Raw genomic sequence first — 18506 nt, 5'->3', positions numbered from 1 at the left:
CGCGGACACCCTTGCCTTAAGCTAACGTTTACTGCTACCTTCAACGTTCGGGACTTTCACCCTATAGACATTGCCCATGCCGGGCACACATAAAAGGCGCACGTACCGGCAGCGGTACGTGCGCCTTTTATTTTAAACAAACCTCTGCAGCCGGGTTGTCTTTGTAATTCCCGGTATGCGGCCCCGTTTGGCTATTGGTTTCCCGTTAACCTCTTTCAGATCCATAGTCATGTCGATGGCCGGGGCCCCGGAAATATAGCTGCCCACTCCAAAGGCATCGGCCCCCGCTTCAATCAGTATTTTAATCCGCTCCGGGTTTAATCCACCGGAAATAAATATTTTTACATGCCGGTGTCCCGCCTGATCCAGCCGGGCCCGCACTTCCCTTACCAGCTGCGGTGTCACACCGCCGCGCTCCGACGGAGTATCCAACCGGATTCCGTCAAGATTATTACCCAGCGCTTCAGCAACCCGCAGCGCCTCTTCAGCTTCGTCTTTAAAAGTATCCACCAGTATAATTACGGGAGACCCGGGGGGCATATTTTGATAATACGCTTTGGCCACTTCCACTGTATCTCCCACCACCAGAAATACGGCATGGGGAACTGTGCCCATGGGTTCCTGCCCGGCAAATTTGGCCCCCATGATATTGCTGGCCCCGGTGGCGCCTCCAACTATTGCCGCCCGCTCCATTACCGGTGAAACCGCCGGGTGCACGTGCCGGGAGCCAAAGCAGATCATTCCCCTGCCGCCCGCTGCCTGAGCACACTCCCGGGCAGCGGTGGCCCAGCCGCTGGAACTGGCTAAAATACCCAGCACGGCGGTTTCGTAAACACCGAAATCGCTGTATTTGCCGGTAATTCTCATAACCACTTCTTTGGCGTTAAAGTATTCACCTTCGGGCAGCGCTTCCATCTTAACGGGCAGCCCCTGCAGTATGTTTTTAACTTCTTCCGTACCGCACATCAACCCGGCCCGGCTGGCAAATATTTCTGCCACCACCGGAGTGTCTTCCAATCCTAAGGCACGAATTATTTCCATACTTTTAATAAAATATATGTCTGTGGTGCAACCACGAATTATTTCTTCATTGTCTGCGGAAAACAGCCGCCCACTGGTGGGGAATTTCAGCTCCGCCACTTCTTTTATGCTTTTAATGGGCTTAATACCCTTCAAAGCCAAACCCCCATTCTCTATGCAGAATTATGCAGCATGATTAAAAAACGCCATATTAAAATCCGGTTTTGCAGCCTACCCCATAGAGCGCATCAGATTAGCCATTTCAATGGCGGATACCGCCGCCTCCCAGCCTTTATTTCCTGCTTTGGTACCTGCCCGCTCAATGGCCTGTTCAATGGTATCGGTGGTCAGCACACCAAAAATGGTGGGTACCCCGCTGTCCAGGCTTATTTTAGCCACTCCCTTAGAAACCTCGGCAGCCACATAGTCAAAGTGCGGTGTACTGCCTCTAATAACAGCGCCCAAACAGATAACCGCATGGTATCTATCAAGCCCGGCCATGCGTTTTGCCACCAGGGGAATTTCAAATGCCCCCGGTACCCAGGCCACATCCACATCTTCTTCTTTTACTCCATGCCTTACCAGTGCATCCATGGCCCCGGAAAGCAGTTTGCTGCTGATAAACTCGTTAAAACGTCCCACCACTATACCTATTTTTAACCCTTGGCCGGTTAGATGTCCTTCAAAAACTTGTCCCATAATAAATTAATGCCTCCCTTTGGTATCTCTTAATATGTTTATTACTTTTTTATTTTTTTGGGTAAAGTTAAGCATATGCCCCAATTTTTCCTTCTTTGTAGCTAAGTAAAATTCATTATTTTCTCCCGGGCATATTTCTATCGGTACTCTATCTACCACTTTTAAACCGTAGCCCTCTAAACCGGCAATTTTCCTGGGATTATTGGTTAACAGGCGAATTTTCGTTAATCCCAAATCAGTTAATATTTGAGCCCCTAAGCCGTAATCTCTTAAATCGGCGGGAAATCCCAGCGCCTCATTGGCTTCCACTGTGTCCGCTCCCAAATCCTGCAGTTTATAAGCCCGGATTTTATTCAGCAGGCCAATGCCCCTACCCTCCTGGCGCATGTATAACAGCACCCCGGTACCTTCCCGGTTAATCTGCTGCAGTGCAGTGGCCAGCTGATCACCACAATCGCAGCGCAGGGAACCAAATACATCTCCGGTAAGACACTCGGAGTGAACCCGTACCAACGGTGCTTCTACACTTTTTAAATCCCCTTTCACCAGTGCTATATGACACTTGCCATCCAGCTGGCTTTCATATGCCACAGCGCGAAAGAACCCGTACTTGGTGGGCATTTTCACCGTTTCCACCCTTTTAACCAGTTTTTCATGGCTGCGGCGGTATTTAATTAAATCGGCAATGGTAATCAACTTTAATCCATGGGTTTGGGCAAATTGCAGCAGTTCCGGCACCCTGGCCATGGTACCGTCTTCCTTCATTATCTCACAAATTACACCGGCCGGGTACAGCCCGGCTAAACGGGCTAAATCTACCGCCGCTTCGGTATGACCGGCCCGGCGCAGCACGCCGCCTTCTTTGGCCCGCAGCGGGAAAACGTGTCCCGGCCGGCGCAGGTCCTGGGGTTTTGTACGGGGGTCTAGGGCTGCCTTTACAGTCATGGCCCGCTCATGGGCAGATATGCCCGTGGTTGTATTATATGCATCTATCGATACGGTAAACGCTGTGGCATGGGGATCTGTGTTATGGGCAACCATGGCCGGCAGGTCCAGTTCATCCAACCTTTTACCCTCCATGGGCAGGCAAATTAATCCCCTGCCGTGGGCAGCCATAAAGTTAACGGCCTCCGGCGTAACTTTTTCAGCGGCCATAACCAGGTCGCCTTCATTTTCCCGGTCTTCATCGTCAACCACTATGACCATTTTTCCCTGTTTAATATCTTCTAACGCTTCTTCAATAGTGTTAAATTTAATCATTGTGCATCCCCCCTGGTGAATTAGGCAAACCCGTGTTTTGATAAAAAGTCCATGGTTAGGCTGTTTTTATTTTCCTGGTTATCACTGTCTTCGCGCTGTAATAACAGTTTCTCCACATATTTGCCCACCACATCAGCTTCCAGGTTAACGGTGTGGCCCACTTTTTTACTGCCTAAAATTGTATGGTCAGCGGTGTGCGGTATTAATGATACGAGAAAAGTTTCGCTGGTAAGATCAACCACCGTCAAACTGGTACCGTCAATGGCCACTGAACCTTTCTTTATTATGTAGCGCATTATATGAGGCGGGGCCTGCACTGTAATTAATATCGCTATATCGTGCTGCTGTATTTTCACTATCGTCCCTACCCCGTCAATGTGGCCCGTTACCAGGTGGCCGCCCAACCTGTCGCCCAGGCCCAGCGCCCGCTCCAAGTTAACTTTATCTCCCGGTGCCAGCTTTCCTAAATTTGTTTTGTCCAGCGTTTCCGCCATGGCATCTGCTGCAAAACCATTTCCGTCAAAGGTGGTGGCAGTAAGACAGACCCCGTTAACCGCAATACTGTCGCCAATTTTTATATCTTCTAAAATTTTTTGAGCTTTAATACGTAATTGAGCGGAACGGGCACCCTTGGTAATACTCTCTACAGTGCCTATTTCTTCTACAATTCCGGTAAAAATAGTGCACCACCTCCTTAATCAACATAACCCTCTATACAGATATCCGGCCCAAACCGGTGTATGGTTAATTCCTTTAGTTTAACCGCATCAGCCAGTTTTTCAGCTCCTCTACCCGCCACCGCTCCCGGTGCTTCTGCGCCGCCAATAAGCATCGGCGCAATAAACCAGTACACCTTATCTACCATTTTAGCGGTTAAAAAAGATCCATGCACACCGCCGCCGCCTTCCACCAGCAGGCTGGTAATTTCACGCCGTCCCAGTTCTTTCAGCAGTTCCTCAATATCAACCCTGCCGCTGCTGCCGGGAAGCACTATAACCTCTGCCCCGGCCTGCTTTAAGGCTTCAATTTTTTCCCTGTCCGCCGCTTCCGTGGTGGCAATGATAGTTTTGGCTTTTGATGACTGGTTAATTATTTTAGCATCAAGCGGGGTGCGGCATTTACTATCCAGTACTATACGTACCGGGTCCCTGCCGCCCCCCTCCGGCAGTCTGGCGGTTAATGACGGGTTATCTGACAGCACGGTGTTAATCCCCACTAAAATACCATCGTACCTGTGGCGCAGCCGGTGAGCGTATTCCCTTGACTCCGGCCCGGTAATCCATTGGGATTCCCCGGTGGCGGTGGCAATTTTTCCATCTAAACTCACCGCTGCTTTCAGCACCACAAAGGGCCTGTTAGTGGTGATATATTTAATAAATACCTCGTTTAATTTGCCGGCTTCATCGGCCAGCACCCCCGATGTTACTTCAATGCCCGCTTCCTTTAATATGTTTAAACCTCTGCCGGCCACCAGGGGATTGGGATCGGTGATGGCCACCACCACCCGGCTGATCCCGGCCTTTTTTATGGCTTCGGTACAGGGCGGTGTACGGCCGTAGTGACAGCAGGGTTCCAAAGTTACATAAATGGTGGCCCCTTCAGCCTGCTCACCGGCTTCCCTGAGGGCATGAACTTCAGCATGGGGAGTTCCTGCCCTTTGATGGTATCCCCTGCCCACAATACGACCATTCTTTACTACCACCGCCCCCACCATGGGGTTGGGGCTGGTACAGCCCTCAGCCTTGGCCGCCAGCTGTAATGCTTCTTTCATATAGTACCGGTCCTGGTAAATATCATTCTGCAGCATAGGTACTTTAACACCTCGTATACCCTGAAAATAAAAACACCCCGAAATAAAAAATTCGGGGTGGATTGGTCATAAAAAAAGCGCACTAAACAAACAGTTGTATATGTACAGCAATGCGAAAAGAATTCACATTAACATACCAACCAGACCATCACTTGCACCTTCTACCATCCAGACTCTACTGTCGGCTTCGGATTTTCACCGAATCCACCCTGCAAGGGTTCGCGGGCTTAGCTGACGCATCACCGCCGGTACGGAATTTCACCGATCCCCGAAGGTTTCGCTTTTATTTAGTTTTGCTAAGTACAATTATAAAACCAATGGCCGGTATTGTCAATAATTTACTTGTTCGATTGTGCCTCTTTTAACTTCTGCAAACCCAGCTGCACATTTTTGATGCGCCTTTCTTCCAACTCTAAAAAAACAAAATCTCTTCTTAAGTGTTGTTTAAAACCTTCCAAATCCAGTTCATTGCTCTGTTCTAAATCTTTATTTAAGTAAGTGCGCAAAAAATTTACATAATATGTCATATCTATTTTAAATTTAAACACTTCACTTGCACTCATGCCTTCTTCTTCCAATTTCTTGGCCAGTTCATTCACCAGGGGAATTTCAATAATGCTGTACGCGCTTCCCAATTGTAACACCTCCTGCAGCAGTTAATATAGTATCTTAACCCTTTTAAGGTCATTTATTTTTGAATAACAATGCAAATTTTACTACTTTAAATACCCGGTGTCAACTATAGAACCGCTGCCATCTCCATATTTGTAAACCCGGTGTCTGCTTACCTGAACTTGAACGCATCCGTCTTAACATCCCAGGTTATCCAGCTTTCGGGCTTTCCCATTTCATGCAAGGTTACCCATCTGGTAGGCCAACACCGGGTCGCTTTAGCTCTGTTCCAAGTTCCCCCTTCAGCGCACCAATAGACCCCACCGTTACCAGTGAGGTTGTCTTCCCGCTGGTTAGGCGGCAGGGTTTCTTTCAACCCATCGGCTCGGCAGACATGCCGGGCAAACATGAAAAGAGGGGTTTAATTCAACCTCTCTTTAATCAGCTTTTATTTATTACTTAGGGCAGCCACTTTTCAACTTTATCGCTGTTACTTTCTACCCATTCTTTAGCTGCCTTTTCCGGAGACATGCCTTCTTCAATTTTCAGCATAACAGCCTGCATATCTTCTGGTGTCCACTTGAAGCTGTCCAGGAATTTATACAGCTCTTCATTATCTTCTTTTAACCCTTTGCGAACGATGGTAGCAATGTGCTCCTTACCGCCGTAAACACCTTTAGGATCTTCCAGGTACTTGAGATCAAACTTTGCGAACTTCCAGTGAGGTGTCCAGCCGGTTACTGCAATCCACTGCTGATCATCTATAGCTTTTTTCAATGATGCAGCCATTGCTGCACTGCTGCTGTCAACCAGTTCAAAATCTAAGCCGTATTCCTTGATAGCCTTTTCAGTGGCTTTCATAATACCGGCACCAGGCTCAATACCAACAATTTGACCATCAAACTTATCTTTTACACTGTTTAATTCTTCGATGGAATTAATTTCAACGTATGAAGGAACAACCAAGCCAATCTTGGCACCTTCCAGGTTAGGACCAAGGTTTTCCACGTCATCTTTCACCTTAGCGTAATAATCGGCGTGGGTGCCAGGCAGCCAAGCTGATACAATGGCATCAAACTGTCCTTTAGCAATACCGGCCCACATGGGAGCAGCATCCACAGCCACTGCTTCAACTTCATAACCCAGCTTGCTTTCTAATACTTCTTTTACAACATGAGTACTGGCAATTTCAGAATCCCATTGAACATACCCCAGGGTTACCTTACCCTTTTGGCCGGCAGCTTGATCTTCTGCTCCACCGCCGCCCCCGGCACATCCTACCAATGCCACTGCAAACATCATTACAATGGCCACAGCGCTGAACAGCTTTGCAAACTTCCTCATTTCGCTATTCCACTCCCCTTTAATTTTTATTTACAACCGCTTTACGTAGTTGTTTTTCTTTTACCGCCGATTTTCTGTGTAAAGCGGTCTAAAATAATGGCTATAATGACAATTGACAGCCCTGCTTCAAAGCCCATTCCCACATCCAGGCGCTGGATCCCGCGGAGAACCATTCCGCCTAGACCACCAACTCCAACCATGGCCGCAATAACAACCATAGAAAGGGCCAGCAGGATACACTGGTTAACTCCGGCCATAATTGTCGGCATGGCCAGCGGCAGCTGTACCTTTAACAGCTTCTGTCCTTCAGTGGCCCCAAAGGCTTCAGCAGCTTCCACCAAATCCTTGGGAACCTGTCTTATACCCAGCCCCGTCAGGCGTATTGCAGGCGGCATGGCAAATACCACCGTGGCGATTAATCCCGGTACGCTGCCAATGGCAAACAGGATAACCGCCGGTACCAGATAAACAAACGGCGGCATTGTCTGCATAAAATCCAGCACGGGCATGACTACCCTATGTACCATATCGCTGCGGGCAGTCATAATTCCCAGCGGGATACTGATAATTAATGATATAATGGTAGCAATCACCACTAGTGAGATAGTTTCCATCGCTGGTTTCCACATTTCCATGTTCCAAATTAGCAGAAGCCCCAAAGCTGACCCTATTGCAACTTTTATCCCGGCTAATCTCCAAGCTATTAATGCAATTATAGCTATAAATAATACTGGCGGCATCCCAATGAGAAGATCTGTAAAATTGCCCACCAAAAAGTTAATGACATCAGTAATAAAATCAAAAAACCAACCAAAATATTTATCGGCTACATCTACCAGCCATGCCACTGTATCTCCTATTGGTATTTTAGGCAGCACCATCTTCATCTCCCCCTTTCTTTATCATACCGGCCAGTAATGCTCCCCTTACGATGACACCAAGCAGCTTGTCTTCTTCATTTACTACGGCAACAGGATATTTTGAATCAGCCAGCAGGGGGATGATGTCCTGTAAGTGGGTGTCGGGTGACACTTTAGGAACATCAGGAACTATTAACCGGTTTATGTCATTATAGCCGTTTACTACAGCATCTACACAGCAGTCGGCAGTTACAATACCTTTAAGTTTACGATCCCTAGAAGTTACAAAGATACTGGAAAGCCCTTTTTCACGCATTAAACGCAGTGCATAACGCGGGCCATCTTTTGTTGTAACCACGACATCGGGATTTTTCATAATTCCTTCTGCAGTAAGTACCTTAGACATATCTACGTCTTCAACAAAGCGCTCTACATAGTCGTTAGCAGGGTTAGTTAAAATTTGTTCCGGGTTGCCTATTTGCACCACTTCTCCATCTTTCATTAGTGCAATACGGTCTCCGATTCTTAACGCTTCGTCCAAGTCATGGGTAACAAAAATAATTGTTTTATTCATCTTACTTTGTATATCCAGCAATTCATCCTGCATGTCTTTTCTAATCAGTGGGTCCAGCGCACTGAAAGCCTCGTCCATTAAAAGAATATCCGGGTCACTGGCCAACGCTCTGGCCAAACCAACTCTCTGCTGCATACCGCCGGAAAGCTGACTTACATCAGAATGCTCCCAACCCTTCAGCCCTACCAGTTCCAATGCTTTATAAGCACTTTCATGACGTTCCTTCTCTTCAACGCCCTGTATCTCTAAGCCAAAAGCTGCATTATCAAGGACACTGCGGTGAGGAAAAAGGGCAAACCGCTGAAACACCATACCCAGCTTCCGCCTTCTAATTTCCCTCAGTTTTTCTCTATCTGCTGCTGTAACGTCTTCCCCATCTATGTACACTTTTCCGCTGGTAGGTTCAATCAACCTATTTATAAGGCGCAGGAGCGTTGATTTACCGCTTCCGGACAGCCCCATGATTACAAAAATTTCACCAGCTTCAACTTCAAAATTGGCGTTTAATACGCCTACCGTTTGACTGGTTTTTTCAAAAATTTCGTTCTTGCTTAATCCCTGTTTTGTTAAATCTAATGCTTTTTTAGGATCTTTACCAAATATTTTTACTAAATCTTTAACTACTAGCTTACTCATATACCAACCTCTTTCTTAATAAAATTTATTCTGCCTTTTTATTGTGATCATTTAGAAGTCTTTTTATTTTAACTAATGACAAAAAATGGAAACAAAAAAGCCCCTACGAGGGGCATGCTGAAAAGCAGCTTTTACAGCTGCCTCTGTCAAAACCCACCACGCTTACGAGGTTAGCTGACGGGTTCGGGCTGTAGTATAGCCCTACCGTTTGCCGGATTCACCCCTAAAGTTGGTTCCCCCGCTCTTCACGACGAAGATTCAGCGATTTTTGATATTCAATTTAACAATCATTATAACAACCCCCCCTTTAGCTTGTCCAGGGGGGTTGACAATATTTACATGTGTTGTAAACCAAACATTCCAGCTGCTGTTATTTGCTTTCCTCAGCTTTTTCAAATACGTTTGTGCCAGAAGCCCCGCAGGCAGGGCATTTTCTGGGCTTGCAGCGGCCTTCCTTTGTTTCACCGCACTGTTTACATTTCCAAAGGGCCACTTATCTTACACCTCCTCCGGCAGCAAATCTTAATTTTTGCACAGATTTTTCTACCTCCCCGGCACCGAATACGGCTGAACCCGCCACCAGTACATCGGCACCGGCCTCAACCACGCTAAAAGCAGTGTCCGGGTTAACACCGCCGTCCACCTGCAGCTCAACCTGTAATCCTTCTCCATCTATTATTTCCCGCATGGTCCTAATTTTAGGCAGCACCTGGGGAATAAATTTCTGCCCGCCGAAACCGGGGTTTACCGTCATCAGCAGTACCAAATCCAATAACGGTAAAACGTGCTCCACAGCACTGACCGGGGTGGCGGGATTTAAAGCCACGCCGGCTTTGACCCCCAGTTCCTTTATTTGTGTTACCACCCTGTGCAGGTGGGTACAGGCTTCGGCATGTACTGTTACCAGATCCGCCCCGGCTTTAACAAAATCCTCTATATACCTTTCCGGTTCCAATATCATCAGGTGGACATCAAAGATCATGCTGGAGTGAGGGCGTAATGCTTTCACTACCAAAGGTCCGATCGTTATGTTCGGTACAAACCGTCCATCCATAACATCAATATGCAGGTATTCCGCCCCGGCCTTTTCCACCTTTTCTACATCGTCAATTAACTTGGCAAAATCAGCTGATAAAATGGAGGGGGCCAGTTTAATCATTATACTAGTATCTCCTTTCTTTTTCCCATATTTCGCTTAAAAACTGCAGATAACTGTTATAACGCCTGGAATCAATTTTTCCCAGCCGCACCGCTTCTTTTACCGCACAGTCCGGTTCCTTGTTGTGCATGCAGCTGTTAAACCGGCAGCTGCCGGCATACTCCGCCAGTTCAGGAAAATAGTATACCAATTCCTCCGCCGGAAATTCCGGTAAATACAGGCTGGAAAAGCCGGGGGTATCCGCCACCAGCCCCCCGCTCTGCAGCGGTATCAGTTCAACATGCCGGGTGGTATGCTTACCCCGTCCCAACTTTCTGCTAATTTCACCGGTTTTTAGTTTCAGGCCCGGGTGCACGGCATTGAGCAGGCTTGATTTTCCCACCCCTGACGGCCCGGCGAAAACTGATATTTTATTATCCAGGGCCTGTTTGAGCTGGTCTATGCCGGTGTTATCCTTGGCACTGGTAACCAGCACGGTATAGCCAATCTGCCGGTAGGCTTCCAGCCATGCCGGCTGTCCCTCTTCCAGCAGATCTGCCTTGTTTAAACAGATAACCGGTTTAATCCCCGCTCCCTCTGCCATTACCAAGAACCGGTCTAATAAATCCAGATTGGGATCCGGCCTGCAGGCCGCAAAAGTTATCACCGCCTGGTCTACATTTGCTATGGGAGGTCGTACCAGTTCATTTCGCCGCTGCAGCACTTCGTATATCACGCCGGTATTCTTTTCTGCCGGCTTTACTTTAACCCGATCTCCCACCAGTACCCTTTCTTTAGTAAGGCGAAATTTTCCCCGCAGCCGGCATACCCACTGGGTTTCTCTATCCTGGACATAGTAATACCCGCTGTACGCCTTAATAACTATGCCTTCTACCATAATTCAACCCCCGGTAGTTTATAATGACTCTTCTAACTCCAGTTTATCATCAATATACACTTTAACGGCAGCCGCACCGTAATATTCAATCCTTTTCACAACCACTTCTCCCGGTGCATGCTTGGACTTGTATACAAGGTCCTCACCCCGGATATCAGAAATATATATCTTCAGCAGGTGCTCTTTCCCATCATCGGGTATTTCTGTGGTCACATCGGAACTGCGCTTCGGCGGCCCGGGGCCCCTGCTCACCACCAGCGATACGCTGGATTCAGCGGTAATTTCCGCCCCCGGTTGGGGATCCTGCCCCATAATTTGACCGGCTAGATATTTTTCGCTCCACTGGTACCGGGAAGGCTTAACTATCAAGTTTAAGTCTGACAGCTGTTTTCTTCCCTCATCTTCAAATAAACCAATTACATTGGGCATGGTATAATTTTGCAGTTCCGGACCCTTGCTCACCGTTAAATTAACCGCCGTCCCCTGCGGATATTTCCCGGGAGCCGGATACTGGTCAATTACAATACCTGCTTCCTTACTTTCGTCAAAAACCTCTTCTATATGCTCATAATCAAAACCGGCATTGTGCAGCATTATTTTGGCATCACTGAGCATATGGTTCCGTACATCGGGCAGTGTTTTCAGTTCCGGACCTAAACTCACTGTTAATTCCACCGTTCGCCCCTGTTTTGCTTTTTTATCCGGCTCAGGGTTTTGAGAAATTACCCTTCCCTCTGCCACTTCGTTACTGTGCACTCTCTCCATTGAGGCTTTAAAACCAGCTTTATTTAATATCGTCTTAGCATCTTCCGCCACCAACCCCTCCACGTCGGGCACGGTTACTTCGGGCACGTTTATAAAGTTATACACTGCCAGGGCCGCCCCGGCAAGCAAACTGAGTATCAAAAGGGAGGCTATCACCACAGCTTTTACCGCTTTCGGCCGGCGCTTTTCTTTTCGCTCATCGTTTTTTTCATCTTCTTTTAGTGGTACGCTGCCGGGCAGCACCTGGGTGGCAAAGTCATCCCCCGGTTCCCGGTCGCCTTCCGTTCCCTGCACTGCCTGCAGCAGATCGCGGCTGAACTGTTCGGCCGTTTGATAGCGGTTTTGGGGATCTTTCTCCATGGCCTTCATTACCACCCGTTCCAAGTCTTTGGAAATTTCGGGGTTTATTTCGCTGGGCAGCTTGGGCTGTTCCTGCACGTGTTTTAATGCCACCGCCACCGGGCCATCACCTTTAAAGGGCAGTTGGCCGGTGAGCATTTCATACAATACCACTCCCAGGGAATATATATCCGACTGCGGTCCCGGTGTAATGCCTTTGGCCTGTTCCGGCGATATGTAGTGTACCGAACCCACAATTGTTTCTGTGCTGGTTATAGTTCCCGTACTGGCCTCCAGCGCTATTCCAAAGTCAGTTAGTTTAACCCGCTGGTCGCCGGTGATTAATATGTTATGGGGTTTAACATCCCGGTGTACAATATTATTTTCATGAGCATGCTGCAGGGCATCACAAATCTGTCTCACTATATTTACAATTTTTTCCTGGGAAAGGTTGGGATTGCTGCGGATAAAGTTTTTCAAATTGTCACCGTCTATATATTCCATTACTAAATAATGGGTGTCGTCTTCCTGTCCCACATCATGGATGTTGACAATGTTTGGGTGTGAGAGACTGGCTACAGCCTGGGCTTCCCGGCGAAAACGGCGGATAAAATCTGTATCTGATACATATTCATGACGTAAAATTTTAATGGTTACCAAACGGTTTAAAAAGGTATCTTTGGCCTTGTAAACAAGGGCCATACCTCCACCGCCCAGCTGTTCTAAAATTTCATACCGGTTTCCCAATAATCTACCGATCATTACCAAAATCACCTCAATGCCTCTATTATCACCCGTTTTGCGATGGGTGCCGCCACAGCTCCTCCTGAACCGCCATTTTCTATGATTACCGCCACTGCCACCCGCGGTTGATGGGCAGGTGCAAAAGCTACAAACCAGGCGTGGGGCTGCCCGTGTTCATTCTCCGCGGTACCGGTTTTGCCGGCCACAGCGACATTTTTTATACGGGCTGCCTTTCCCGTCCCCCGCTCCACCGAGGCAATCATGGCTTTACGAATTGCTGCGCAAACGGTACTGCTGGCAGCCCGCTGCATAACGGAGGGTTTATGATGATATAAAACTTGGCCCGAAGGGCTTATAACCTCTTGTACCAGGTAAGGCTGCATCATCACCCCATCGTTGGCAATGGTCGCTGATACCAGTGCCATGTGCAGGGGGCTGACCAGAAGTTCACCCTGTCCTATTGCTGCTGAAGCCAATTCCTTTTCATCCATATCCCGGTCACTGGATATGGTGCTGGGTCGTACCTCCAGTGATAAATTAAAATCCTGTTTAAACCCAAATTTTTCGGCAGTTTGCATGAAGTTCTTTTTTCCCAAATCCAAGCCTAGTTTTCCAAATACTTTATTACACGACACCACAATAGCTTCAATAATGTTTATGTTTCCATGGACCCCGTTGTCTGCCAGTTTATATCCATCGACCATTAAATAACCCGGGCAGTGAAACATCTCTTCACCGGTATAGCCCGCCGATAAAGCCCCGGCCGCTGTTATCAGCTTCATTACCGAACCCGGTGGATACGCCCCCTGGAAGGCCCGGTTTAACAGCGGCGCATCCCGGTTGTTGATTAACGCCTTCCACTGTTCTTCCAAGTTATTGGGATCAAAGGATGGCTGTGAAACGGCAGCTAAAACAGCCCCGGTACGGGGATCAAGAACCACCAGCGCCCCGGGCTTATTTGTTTCTGCCAGCAGCTCTGCTGCCAGGTGCTGTAATTTTATATCCAATGTTAAAACCAAGTCTTCCCCTGCCGGCGGCTTTCCCTGTATTTTTCGCACCAGGTTTATAAACCTGCCTGCAGCGGTTAACCCCAACAGCTGTTTGCTGTACGCCGCTTCCAACCCGGTAATCCCGTATATTTTTGATGTATATCCCACCAAATGGCAGGTTTCGTTTTTAAACGGGTAAAACCTCTGCCGGTGGTTGTCAACCCAGCGGGTTTCAGCCAATGGTATTCTATTCCTGTCATATATATTTCCCCTCTGGGTTATGCTGATCTGCTCCAAAACTCGCTGGTTCTTAGGATGAGCAGCCAAACGGGGGCCGGTTTCCAATTGTACGTACGATAAATAAAATATTAATACAATTAATAGGGCCACTAAAAAGCAACCCAGTTTGCCAATGTTATTTTTCATTGTTCAAGCCCGCCCTGTGTGAAACGTTTAACAGTAAACCCAGCAGTATAAAGTTAACCACCAGCGAACTGCCCCCGTAACTTATGTAGGGCATTGTTATCCCGGTGAGAGGAAGTAATTTAATTACCCCGGCCACGATTATAAACACCTGCAGCCCCGTTAATGAGGTTAACCCCGCTGCCATCAAGGCGGAAAAATCATCCCGGGCCTGAAGGGCAATTTTGAAACCGCGGTAGATAAATAAAAGAAATAATATAATAATGCCTAAACCGCCCAGCAATCCCATTTCTTCACATATGGCCGCAAAGATAAAATCGGTGTGCACCGCCGGAATTAAATCCGGTTTTCCCGCCCCCAACCCGGTGCCCAATATCCCACCGCTGCCGATGGCAAACAGTGATTGAATCACCTGGTAGCCGGAGGTTTCAAAATACGGCCAGGGGTTAAGCCAAATATCCACCCGCTGGCGAACGTGATGGAATATAAAGTAACTGCTAAGCCCGCCAAGCAGGAAGGTTACCAGTCCAAATATTATGTAAAAAACCCGGGCGGTGGCCGCGTAAACCATGGCTAAGAAGGTGCAGAAATATATCAGCGCCGCGCCCAAATCCCGCTGAAATACCAGCAGAATTAAGGCCACTGTCCACATGGCCACCATTGGACCCCAATCTCGAACCCCGGGAATGGGAACACCAAGTAAGGTACCGCTGCCTGCTGACAGTATTCTTCTGTTTTCAGCTAAAAAAGCAGCTAGAAAAAGCACCAATAATATTTTTACAAATTCTGACGTCTGCACCTGAAATAATTGAAAATCCAACCAGCTGCGGGAACCGCCCTGTTCTACCCCCAAGAAAATAGGCAGCAGCAGCAGCACTGCCCCCAGCAGGGCGTAAATGTATTGGTATTCCGATAACACTTGACAGCTGCGCAATAGTGTGGTTACCACCACCAGTGCTGCCAGGGCCACCAGCAGCCAAAAAAACTGGCGCACGGCATAGTGCGGTTCAAGCCGCAGCAGGAAAACCAGTCCGGTGCCGGTTAAAACAGATGTTATGGGCAGTAAAAACAGGTCTGCTTTAAACCCGTTATACTGCCAAAAAACACTGACCAGCATAAAAGCCAGTATCGTACCCAGGGTTATAACCACCCCCCACATATGTGAGGGCAATTTATCAAAGAACCCGCCCAGGTACAATATAAGTATACCCACAAACTGGTAAACACCGCTGTATAACAGCAGTTTCCTCTCCCGCCGTCTGGAATTAACTATTGCGCCAAACATTGGCCGCCTCCTGTTTATATTTCAATTAAGATTATAGACACGTTATCCGTACCACCCTGTTCCAGCGCAGCATTGGCTAATTTTTTTACCGCATCGTTAAGATCACGGGAATTATTTACAATTTCGTTTATCTCGCTGCCTTTGAGATGGTTGGTTAAGCCGTCGGTACATAAAAGCAGCTTGTCATCTTTATGCAGGGGAATCCTGTACAGATCCACATCAATGCTGGGCAAAACCCCCACCGCTTGGGTTAATATATTCCGTTTGGGGTGAATTTGGGCCAGTTCTTCGGTAATGCTGCCGTTTTTGACCAGTTCGCCCACCAGTGAGTGATCATCTGTAACCTGGGTTATTTTGTTATCCCTTAACAGGTAGGCCCGGCTGTCTCCCACATGGGCCACCAGCACTTCTTTGTCCCCCAGCAGGCAGGCGGTTACGGTGGTACCCATGCCGTGCAGGCCGGCATTTTTGCTGGCCAGGTCATAAACATGTTTATTAGCGCGGTGCATGGCCTGGATCATCATCTGCCCCCGATCACCGGCTTCAGGCAGCATCTTTCGCACTTGTTCTTCTAGGCACAGCAGCGCTTCCCGGCTGGCCACTTCACCGGCCTGGTGCCCACCCATACCGTCAGCTACTACAAATAATCCTATATCGGCACAAATCAACAGGTTATCTTCGTTATCCGGTCTGACCAATCCCACCTCTGTTATTTGGCTCCACCGCATAAGCCCACCTCACAAATTGAAAACTAACTCCCCCAACTCGCAGCCTGTCACCATCAGCCAGCACAACAGGTTGTTCTAATTTTACTTCATTTACATAGGTCCCGTTTAAGCTGCCCAGATCTTCAATCCAGTATTGGCCGTTCCGGTAACTGATAACCGCATGTTGAGAAGAAACGAATTTATCTTTAACTCTCACCCGGCTTGCAGAGTCCCTACCCAGTGTTGTGTGATTACCAAGGGGTATCTGGGTGCCGGGGGGGAGTTCATGGTCCGTACTGGCCAGTACAATCAACCCGGCCCCGCCCTGTTCCGGCTGCAGGTCAAGTTTCTCTGCCCGGCCCGGCCGTTTTTTTATACCGCCGCATTGATTGCGCAGATCTTCCAGTATAGTCAAAGTAAGTTTAAATAAAAACAAATAAAATGTCCCTAAAAATAAAAACTGCAGCACCAACAAAAGTTTTTCTAACATCGCTAATCCACCTTGAAAATGCAGACTGTAGTACCAATGGTTATGACATCCTCCGGTTCCAGCAGTTTTTTGGTTATTTTTTCCCCGTTTACAAAGGTTCCGTTGGTGCTGTTCAGATCTGTCAGCACATACCGGCTGTCCTGATTGTCCAGCTGGGCATGACGCCTGGAGACGCTGGGGTCTGCCAGTACAATATCGCAGGTATCCCGCCTACCTATCACCATCCGGTAATTTCCCAAAGGAAATTCTTTGCCTTTATCCTGTCCTTCTTCCACCACCAGGCGATATGTTTTTTCCGGTTTCGGCATGGCAGAATCCTTTACCGGTTTGTACAGCATGGTGTCCTGATTGGTATCCGGCGGTTCCTTTTCTTTTTGTTTCCGCCGTATTAATTCCCTGTTTACCGGTACCGCTTCACTAAAGGAAGCCTGTACTTCCATCTCCCCCGGTTCTATGTCATCGCTCTTTTTCAATATTACCACCGGCGGGGCCACCGGTGTCAATTCTTTTTCCCGGGCTTTTTGTACCAGGTAGTCTTGTAATTCCAGCACCAGTGATTTGTGGAAGGCCCCTATACTTTCCCAGTCCCCCGGGTGCAGCAGCACCTTATATTCATTGGGAACATAGATTTTATTTACACTTACCCGGCGGTAACTTATCATTTCCCGGTAAAGTTTTTTAGCTATGTCCACCGGCTGGACATGGCTTTTTAACTTACCCCTGAAGAATTTTTCTATGTATTTTTCAAGATTACTTTCCCAGTCAGAAAAGAGGCCCATTTTTTCACCTCTTTAGTTTTTCAAATGCGTTTTTTTATAAATGGCAAACGGCTGCCGGGGTTTTTCATTACCCGGTGGTACCACCCTGTGGTAACCCGGCTTTCATTGTTTTCCGCCGCAGCTGGCCGCATGCCGCGTCAATATCCGTACCCATTTCTTTTCTTACGGTGGCATTTATACCCCGTTCTGCTAATATGTTTTTGAACCTGTTAACCTGTTCTTGGGGTGTACGGTTAAAGCCCCGCTCCCTTACCGGGTTCACCGGAATAAGATTGACATGACAGGATATGTGCTTTAGCAGTTCTCCCAGTTCACTGGCATGTTCAGCCCGGTCATTGACATCCTTTATGAGAGAATATTCAAAGGTTATCCTTCTGCCGGTAACCTGCGCATACTCTCTGCAGGCCGGTATCAGCTGGCCAAGGGGGTACCTGCGGTTTATGGGCATTAATTGGTTCCTCAACCGGTCATTGGGGGCGTGCAGTGATACAGCCAGCGTTATGGGCATTTTTTCCCGGGCCAGTTTTTTTATCCCCGGCACTATCCCACAGGTGCTCAGTGTGATATGCCGGTAACTGATATTTAAGCCGTAGGGCGCAGTTACATTTTTAATGAACTGTACCGCATTATCGTAGTTATCCAGCGGTTCGCCGCTGCCCATTAATACCACGTGACTTACCCGCTCCCCGGTGTCCCTTTGTATTGCCAGCACCTGGTCGTAAATTTCCCCGGCCTTTAAATTGCGCACCATCCCTTCTATGGTGGAAGCACAAAAACGACAGCCCATCCGGCATCCCACCTGGGTGGAAACACAGGCAGTACGGCCGTAGGAATGTTTCATTAATACACTTTCCACCGCCTGCCCGTCGGGAAATTGAAAAAGGTATTTCACGGTGTCACCGCCAGCGGATTCCTGCCTGGCCAGGATATTTACCCCGCCCAATGCAGCCAACCGCTCCAGTTTTTGGCGTAAAGCCTTAGAAATGTTGGTCATGGCATTAAAATCTTTAACGCCCTTCTGCAAAACCCACTGGCATAACTGTTTCCCTCGATAGGGTTCTTCACCGATATTAATCAAAAATTCTTTCATCTGCTCTAAAGTTAAATCCATCAAATTAACCTTGGCCATATTAC

Annotated in this window: 19 protein-coding genes and 2 riboswitches; all 19 genes read right to left on the bottom strand. The window is 47.9% G+C overall.

Going from position 1 to position 18506, the window contains the following annotated elements:
- Positions 1–132 precede the first annotated feature (132 nt).
- The 19 genes from JOC37_RS10690 to rlmN all read right to left on the bottom strand — a co-directional run bounded on the left by JOC37_RS10690 (position 133) and on the right by rlmN (position 18501).
- Positions 133–1176, bottom strand: a complete 1044-nt coding sequence (locus JOC37_RS10690; protein WP_207754985.1) for a nicotinate phosphoribosyltransferase — start codon at positions 1174–1176, stop codon at positions 133–135.
- Positions 1177–1251: 75 nt separating this feature from the next.
- Positions 1252–1719 (bottom strand): 6,7-dimethyl-8-ribityllumazine synthase, encoded by a 468-nt coding sequence (ribH, locus tag JOC37_RS10685; RefSeq protein ID WP_204618785.1) that lies wholly within the window; start codon positions 1717–1719, stop codon positions 1252–1254.
- A gap of 6 nt (positions 1720–1725) precedes the next feature.
- Complete coding sequence (locus JOC37_RS10680; protein ID WP_204618783.1) at positions 1726–2979, bottom strand: bifunctional 3,4-dihydroxy-2-butanone-4-phosphate synthase/GTP cyclohydrolase II; 1254 nt, start codon at positions 2977–2979, stop codon at positions 1726–1728.
- 20 nt (positions 2980–2999) lie between these two features.
- Complete coding sequence (locus JOC37_RS10675) at positions 3000–3659, bottom strand: riboflavin synthase (RefSeq protein ID WP_204618791.1); 660 nt, start codon at positions 3657–3659, stop codon at positions 3000–3002.
- Between the two features lie 14 nt (positions 3660–3673).
- Positions 3674–4786, bottom strand: coding sequence for a bifunctional diaminohydroxyphosphoribosylaminopyrimidine deaminase/5-amino-6-(5-phosphoribosylamino)uracil reductase RibD (gene ribD, locus JOC37_RS10670; RefSeq protein ID WP_204618782.1), 1113 nt, complete (start codon positions 4784–4786; stop codon positions 3674–3676).
- A gap of 155 nt (positions 4787–4941) precedes the next feature.
- Positions 4942–5069: riboswitch (FMN riboswitch) on the bottom strand.
- 58 nt (positions 5070–5127) lie between these two features.
- Complete coding sequence (locus tag JOC37_RS10665; RefSeq protein WP_204618780.1) at positions 5128–5424, bottom strand: hypothetical protein; 297 nt, start codon at positions 5422–5424, stop codon at positions 5128–5130.
- A 436-nt stretch (positions 5425–5860) separates the two neighbouring features.
- Positions 5861–6745 carry a glycine betaine ABC transporter substrate-binding protein gene (locus tag JOC37_RS10660; protein ID WP_204618778.1) on the bottom strand — a complete coding sequence of 295 codons (885 nt, stop codon included), beginning with the start codon at positions 6743–6745 and terminating at the stop codon, positions 5861–5863.
- Positions 6746–6786: 41 nt separating this feature from the next.
- Positions 6787–7632: an ABC transporter permease gene (locus JOC37_RS10655; protein ID WP_207754984.1), complete on the bottom strand. Its 846-nt coding sequence runs from the start codon at positions 7630–7632 to the stop codon at positions 6787–6789.
- Positions 7613–8815, bottom strand: a complete 1203-nt coding sequence (locus JOC37_RS10650; RefSeq protein ID WP_204618776.1) for a quaternary amine ABC transporter ATP-binding protein — start codon at positions 8813–8815, stop codon at positions 7613–7615. The genes JOC37_RS10655 and JOC37_RS10650 overlap by 20 nt, the downstream gene beginning before the upstream one ends.
- Before the next feature lie 145 nt (positions 8816–8960).
- Positions 8961–9089: riboswitch (cyclic di-AMP (ydaO/yuaA leader) on the bottom strand.
- Between the two features lie 96 nt (positions 9090–9185).
- Positions 9186–9308, bottom strand: a complete 123-nt coding sequence (locus tag JOC37_RS13625; RefSeq protein WP_338017379.1) for an RCKP-type rubredoxin-like domain-containing protein — start codon at positions 9306–9308, stop codon at positions 9186–9188.
- Complete coding sequence (gene rpe, locus JOC37_RS10645) at positions 9309–9974, bottom strand: ribulose-phosphate 3-epimerase (RefSeq protein WP_204618774.1); 666 nt, start codon at positions 9972–9974, stop codon at positions 9309–9311. It abuts the gene before it with no gap.
- A gap of 4 nt (positions 9975–9978) precedes the next feature.
- Positions 9979–10851: a ribosome small subunit-dependent GTPase A gene (rsgA, locus tag JOC37_RS10640; protein ID WP_204618772.1), complete on the bottom strand. Its 873-nt coding sequence runs from the start codon at positions 10849–10851 to the stop codon at positions 9979–9981.
- 18 nt (positions 10852–10869) lie between these two features.
- A complete protein-coding gene (gene pknB, locus JOC37_RS10635; RefSeq protein ID WP_204618770.1) occupies positions 10870–12717 on the bottom strand; it encodes a Stk1 family PASTA domain-containing Ser/Thr kinase in 1848 nt (615 codons plus the stop codon).
- Between the two features lie 8 nt (positions 12718–12725).
- Positions 12726–14114, bottom strand: coding sequence for a peptidoglycan D,D-transpeptidase FtsI family protein (locus JOC37_RS10630; RefSeq protein ID WP_204618768.1), 1389 nt, complete (start codon positions 14112–14114; stop codon positions 12726–12728).
- Entirely contained in the window at positions 14104–15396 is a 1293-nt protein-coding gene (locus JOC37_RS10625; RefSeq protein ID WP_204618766.1) for an FtsW/RodA/SpoVE family cell cycle protein, read from the bottom strand. Before JOC37_RS10625 ends, JOC37_RS10630 begins: the two co-directional genes overlap by 11 nt.
- A gap of 14 nt (positions 15397–15410) precedes the next feature.
- The gene (locus tag JOC37_RS10620) at positions 15411–16124 is read right to left on the bottom strand and encodes a Stp1/IreP family PP2C-type Ser/Thr phosphatase (RefSeq protein WP_204618764.1); all 714 of its coding nucleotides are present in this window, start codon (positions 16122–16124) and stop codon (positions 15411–15413) included.
- Positions 16078–16593, bottom strand: a complete 516-nt coding sequence (locus JOC37_RS10615; RefSeq protein WP_204618762.1) for an FHA domain-containing protein — start codon at positions 16591–16593, stop codon at positions 16078–16080. Before JOC37_RS10615 ends, JOC37_RS10620 begins: the two co-directional genes overlap by 47 nt.
- A gap of 2 nt (positions 16594–16595) precedes the next feature.
- Positions 16596–17372 carry an FhaA domain-containing protein gene (locus JOC37_RS10610; RefSeq protein WP_204618760.1) on the bottom strand — a complete coding sequence of 259 codons (777 nt, stop codon included), beginning with the start codon at positions 17370–17372 and terminating at the stop codon, positions 16596–16598.
- A gap of 67 nt (positions 17373–17439) precedes the next feature.
- The gene (rlmN, locus tag JOC37_RS10605; RefSeq protein ID WP_204618758.1) at positions 17440–18501 is read right to left on the bottom strand and encodes a dual-specificity RNA methyltransferase RlmN; all 1062 of its coding nucleotides are present in this window, start codon (positions 18499–18501) and stop codon (positions 17440–17442) included.
- Positions 18502–18506 lie beyond the last annotated feature (5 nt).

Origin of the sequence: Desulforadius tongensis, assembly GCF_016907915.1 — a bacterium.
Lineage (GTDB): Bacteria > Bacillota > Desulfotomaculia > Desulfotomaculales > Desulfohalotomaculaceae > Desulforadius > Desulforadius tongensis.
Note: the sequence above shows the minus strand (reverse complement) of the source record. Positions and strands in the feature narration are given on the sequence as shown.

Excerpts from the sequence above, each read along its gene's own strand:
- JOC37_RS10660 (WP_204618778.1), bottom strand. The coding sequence starts at position 6,745 with ATGAGGAAGTTTGCAAAGCTGTTCAGCGCTGTGGCCATTGTAATGATG.
- JOC37_RS10625 (WP_204618766.1), bottom strand. The coding sequence starts at position 15,396 with ATGTTTGGCGCAATAGTTAATTCCAGACGGCGGGAGAGGAAACTGCTG.
- ribD (WP_204618782.1), bottom strand. The coding sequence starts at position 4,786 with ATGCTGCAGAATGATATTTACCAGGACCGGTACTATATGAAAGAAGCA.
- JOC37_RS10630 (WP_204618768.1), bottom strand. The coding sequence starts at position 14,114 with ATGAAAAATAACATTGGCAAACTGGGTTGCTTTTTAGTGGCCCTATTA.
- JOC37_RS10655 (WP_207754984.1), bottom strand. The coding sequence starts at position 7,632 with ATGAAGATGGTGCTGCCTAAAATACCAATAGGAGATACAGTGGCATGG.
- pknB (WP_204618770.1), bottom strand. The coding sequence starts at position 12,717 with ATGATCGGTAGATTATTGGGAAACCGGTATGAAATTTTAGAACAGCTG.
- rsgA (WP_204618772.1), bottom strand. The coding sequence starts at position 10,851 with ATGGTAGAAGGCATAGTTATTAAGGCGTACAGCGGGTATTACTATGTC.
- JOC37_RS10615 (WP_204618762.1), bottom strand. The coding sequence starts at position 16,593 with ATGTTAGAAAAACTTTTGTTGGTGCTGCAGTTTTTATTTTTAGGGACA.
- JOC37_RS10650 (WP_204618776.1), bottom strand. The coding sequence starts at position 8,815 with ATGAGTAAGCTAGTAGTTAAAGATTTAGTAAAAATATTTGGTAAAGAT.
- ribH (WP_204618785.1), bottom strand. The coding sequence starts at position 1,719 with ATGGGACAAGTTTTTGAAGGACATCTAACCGGCCAAGGGTTAAAAATA.
- JOC37_RS10620 (WP_204618764.1), bottom strand. The coding sequence starts at position 16,124 with ATGCGGTGGAGCCAAATAACAGAGGTGGGATTGGTCAGACCGGATAAC.
- rpe (WP_204618774.1), bottom strand. The coding sequence starts at position 9,974 with ATGATTAAACTGGCCCCCTCCATTTTATCAGCTGATTTTGCCAAGTTA.
- JOC37_RS10680 (WP_204618783.1), bottom strand. The coding sequence starts at position 2,979 with ATGATTAAATTTAACACTATTGAAGAAGCGTTAGAAGATATTAAACAG.
- JOC37_RS10610 (WP_204618760.1), bottom strand. The coding sequence starts at position 17,372 with ATGGGCCTCTTTTCTGACTGGGAAAGTAATCTTGAAAAATACATAGAA.
- rlmN (WP_204618758.1), bottom strand. The coding sequence starts at position 18,501 with ATGGCCAAGGTTAATTTGATGGATTTAACTTTAGAGCAGATGAAAGAA.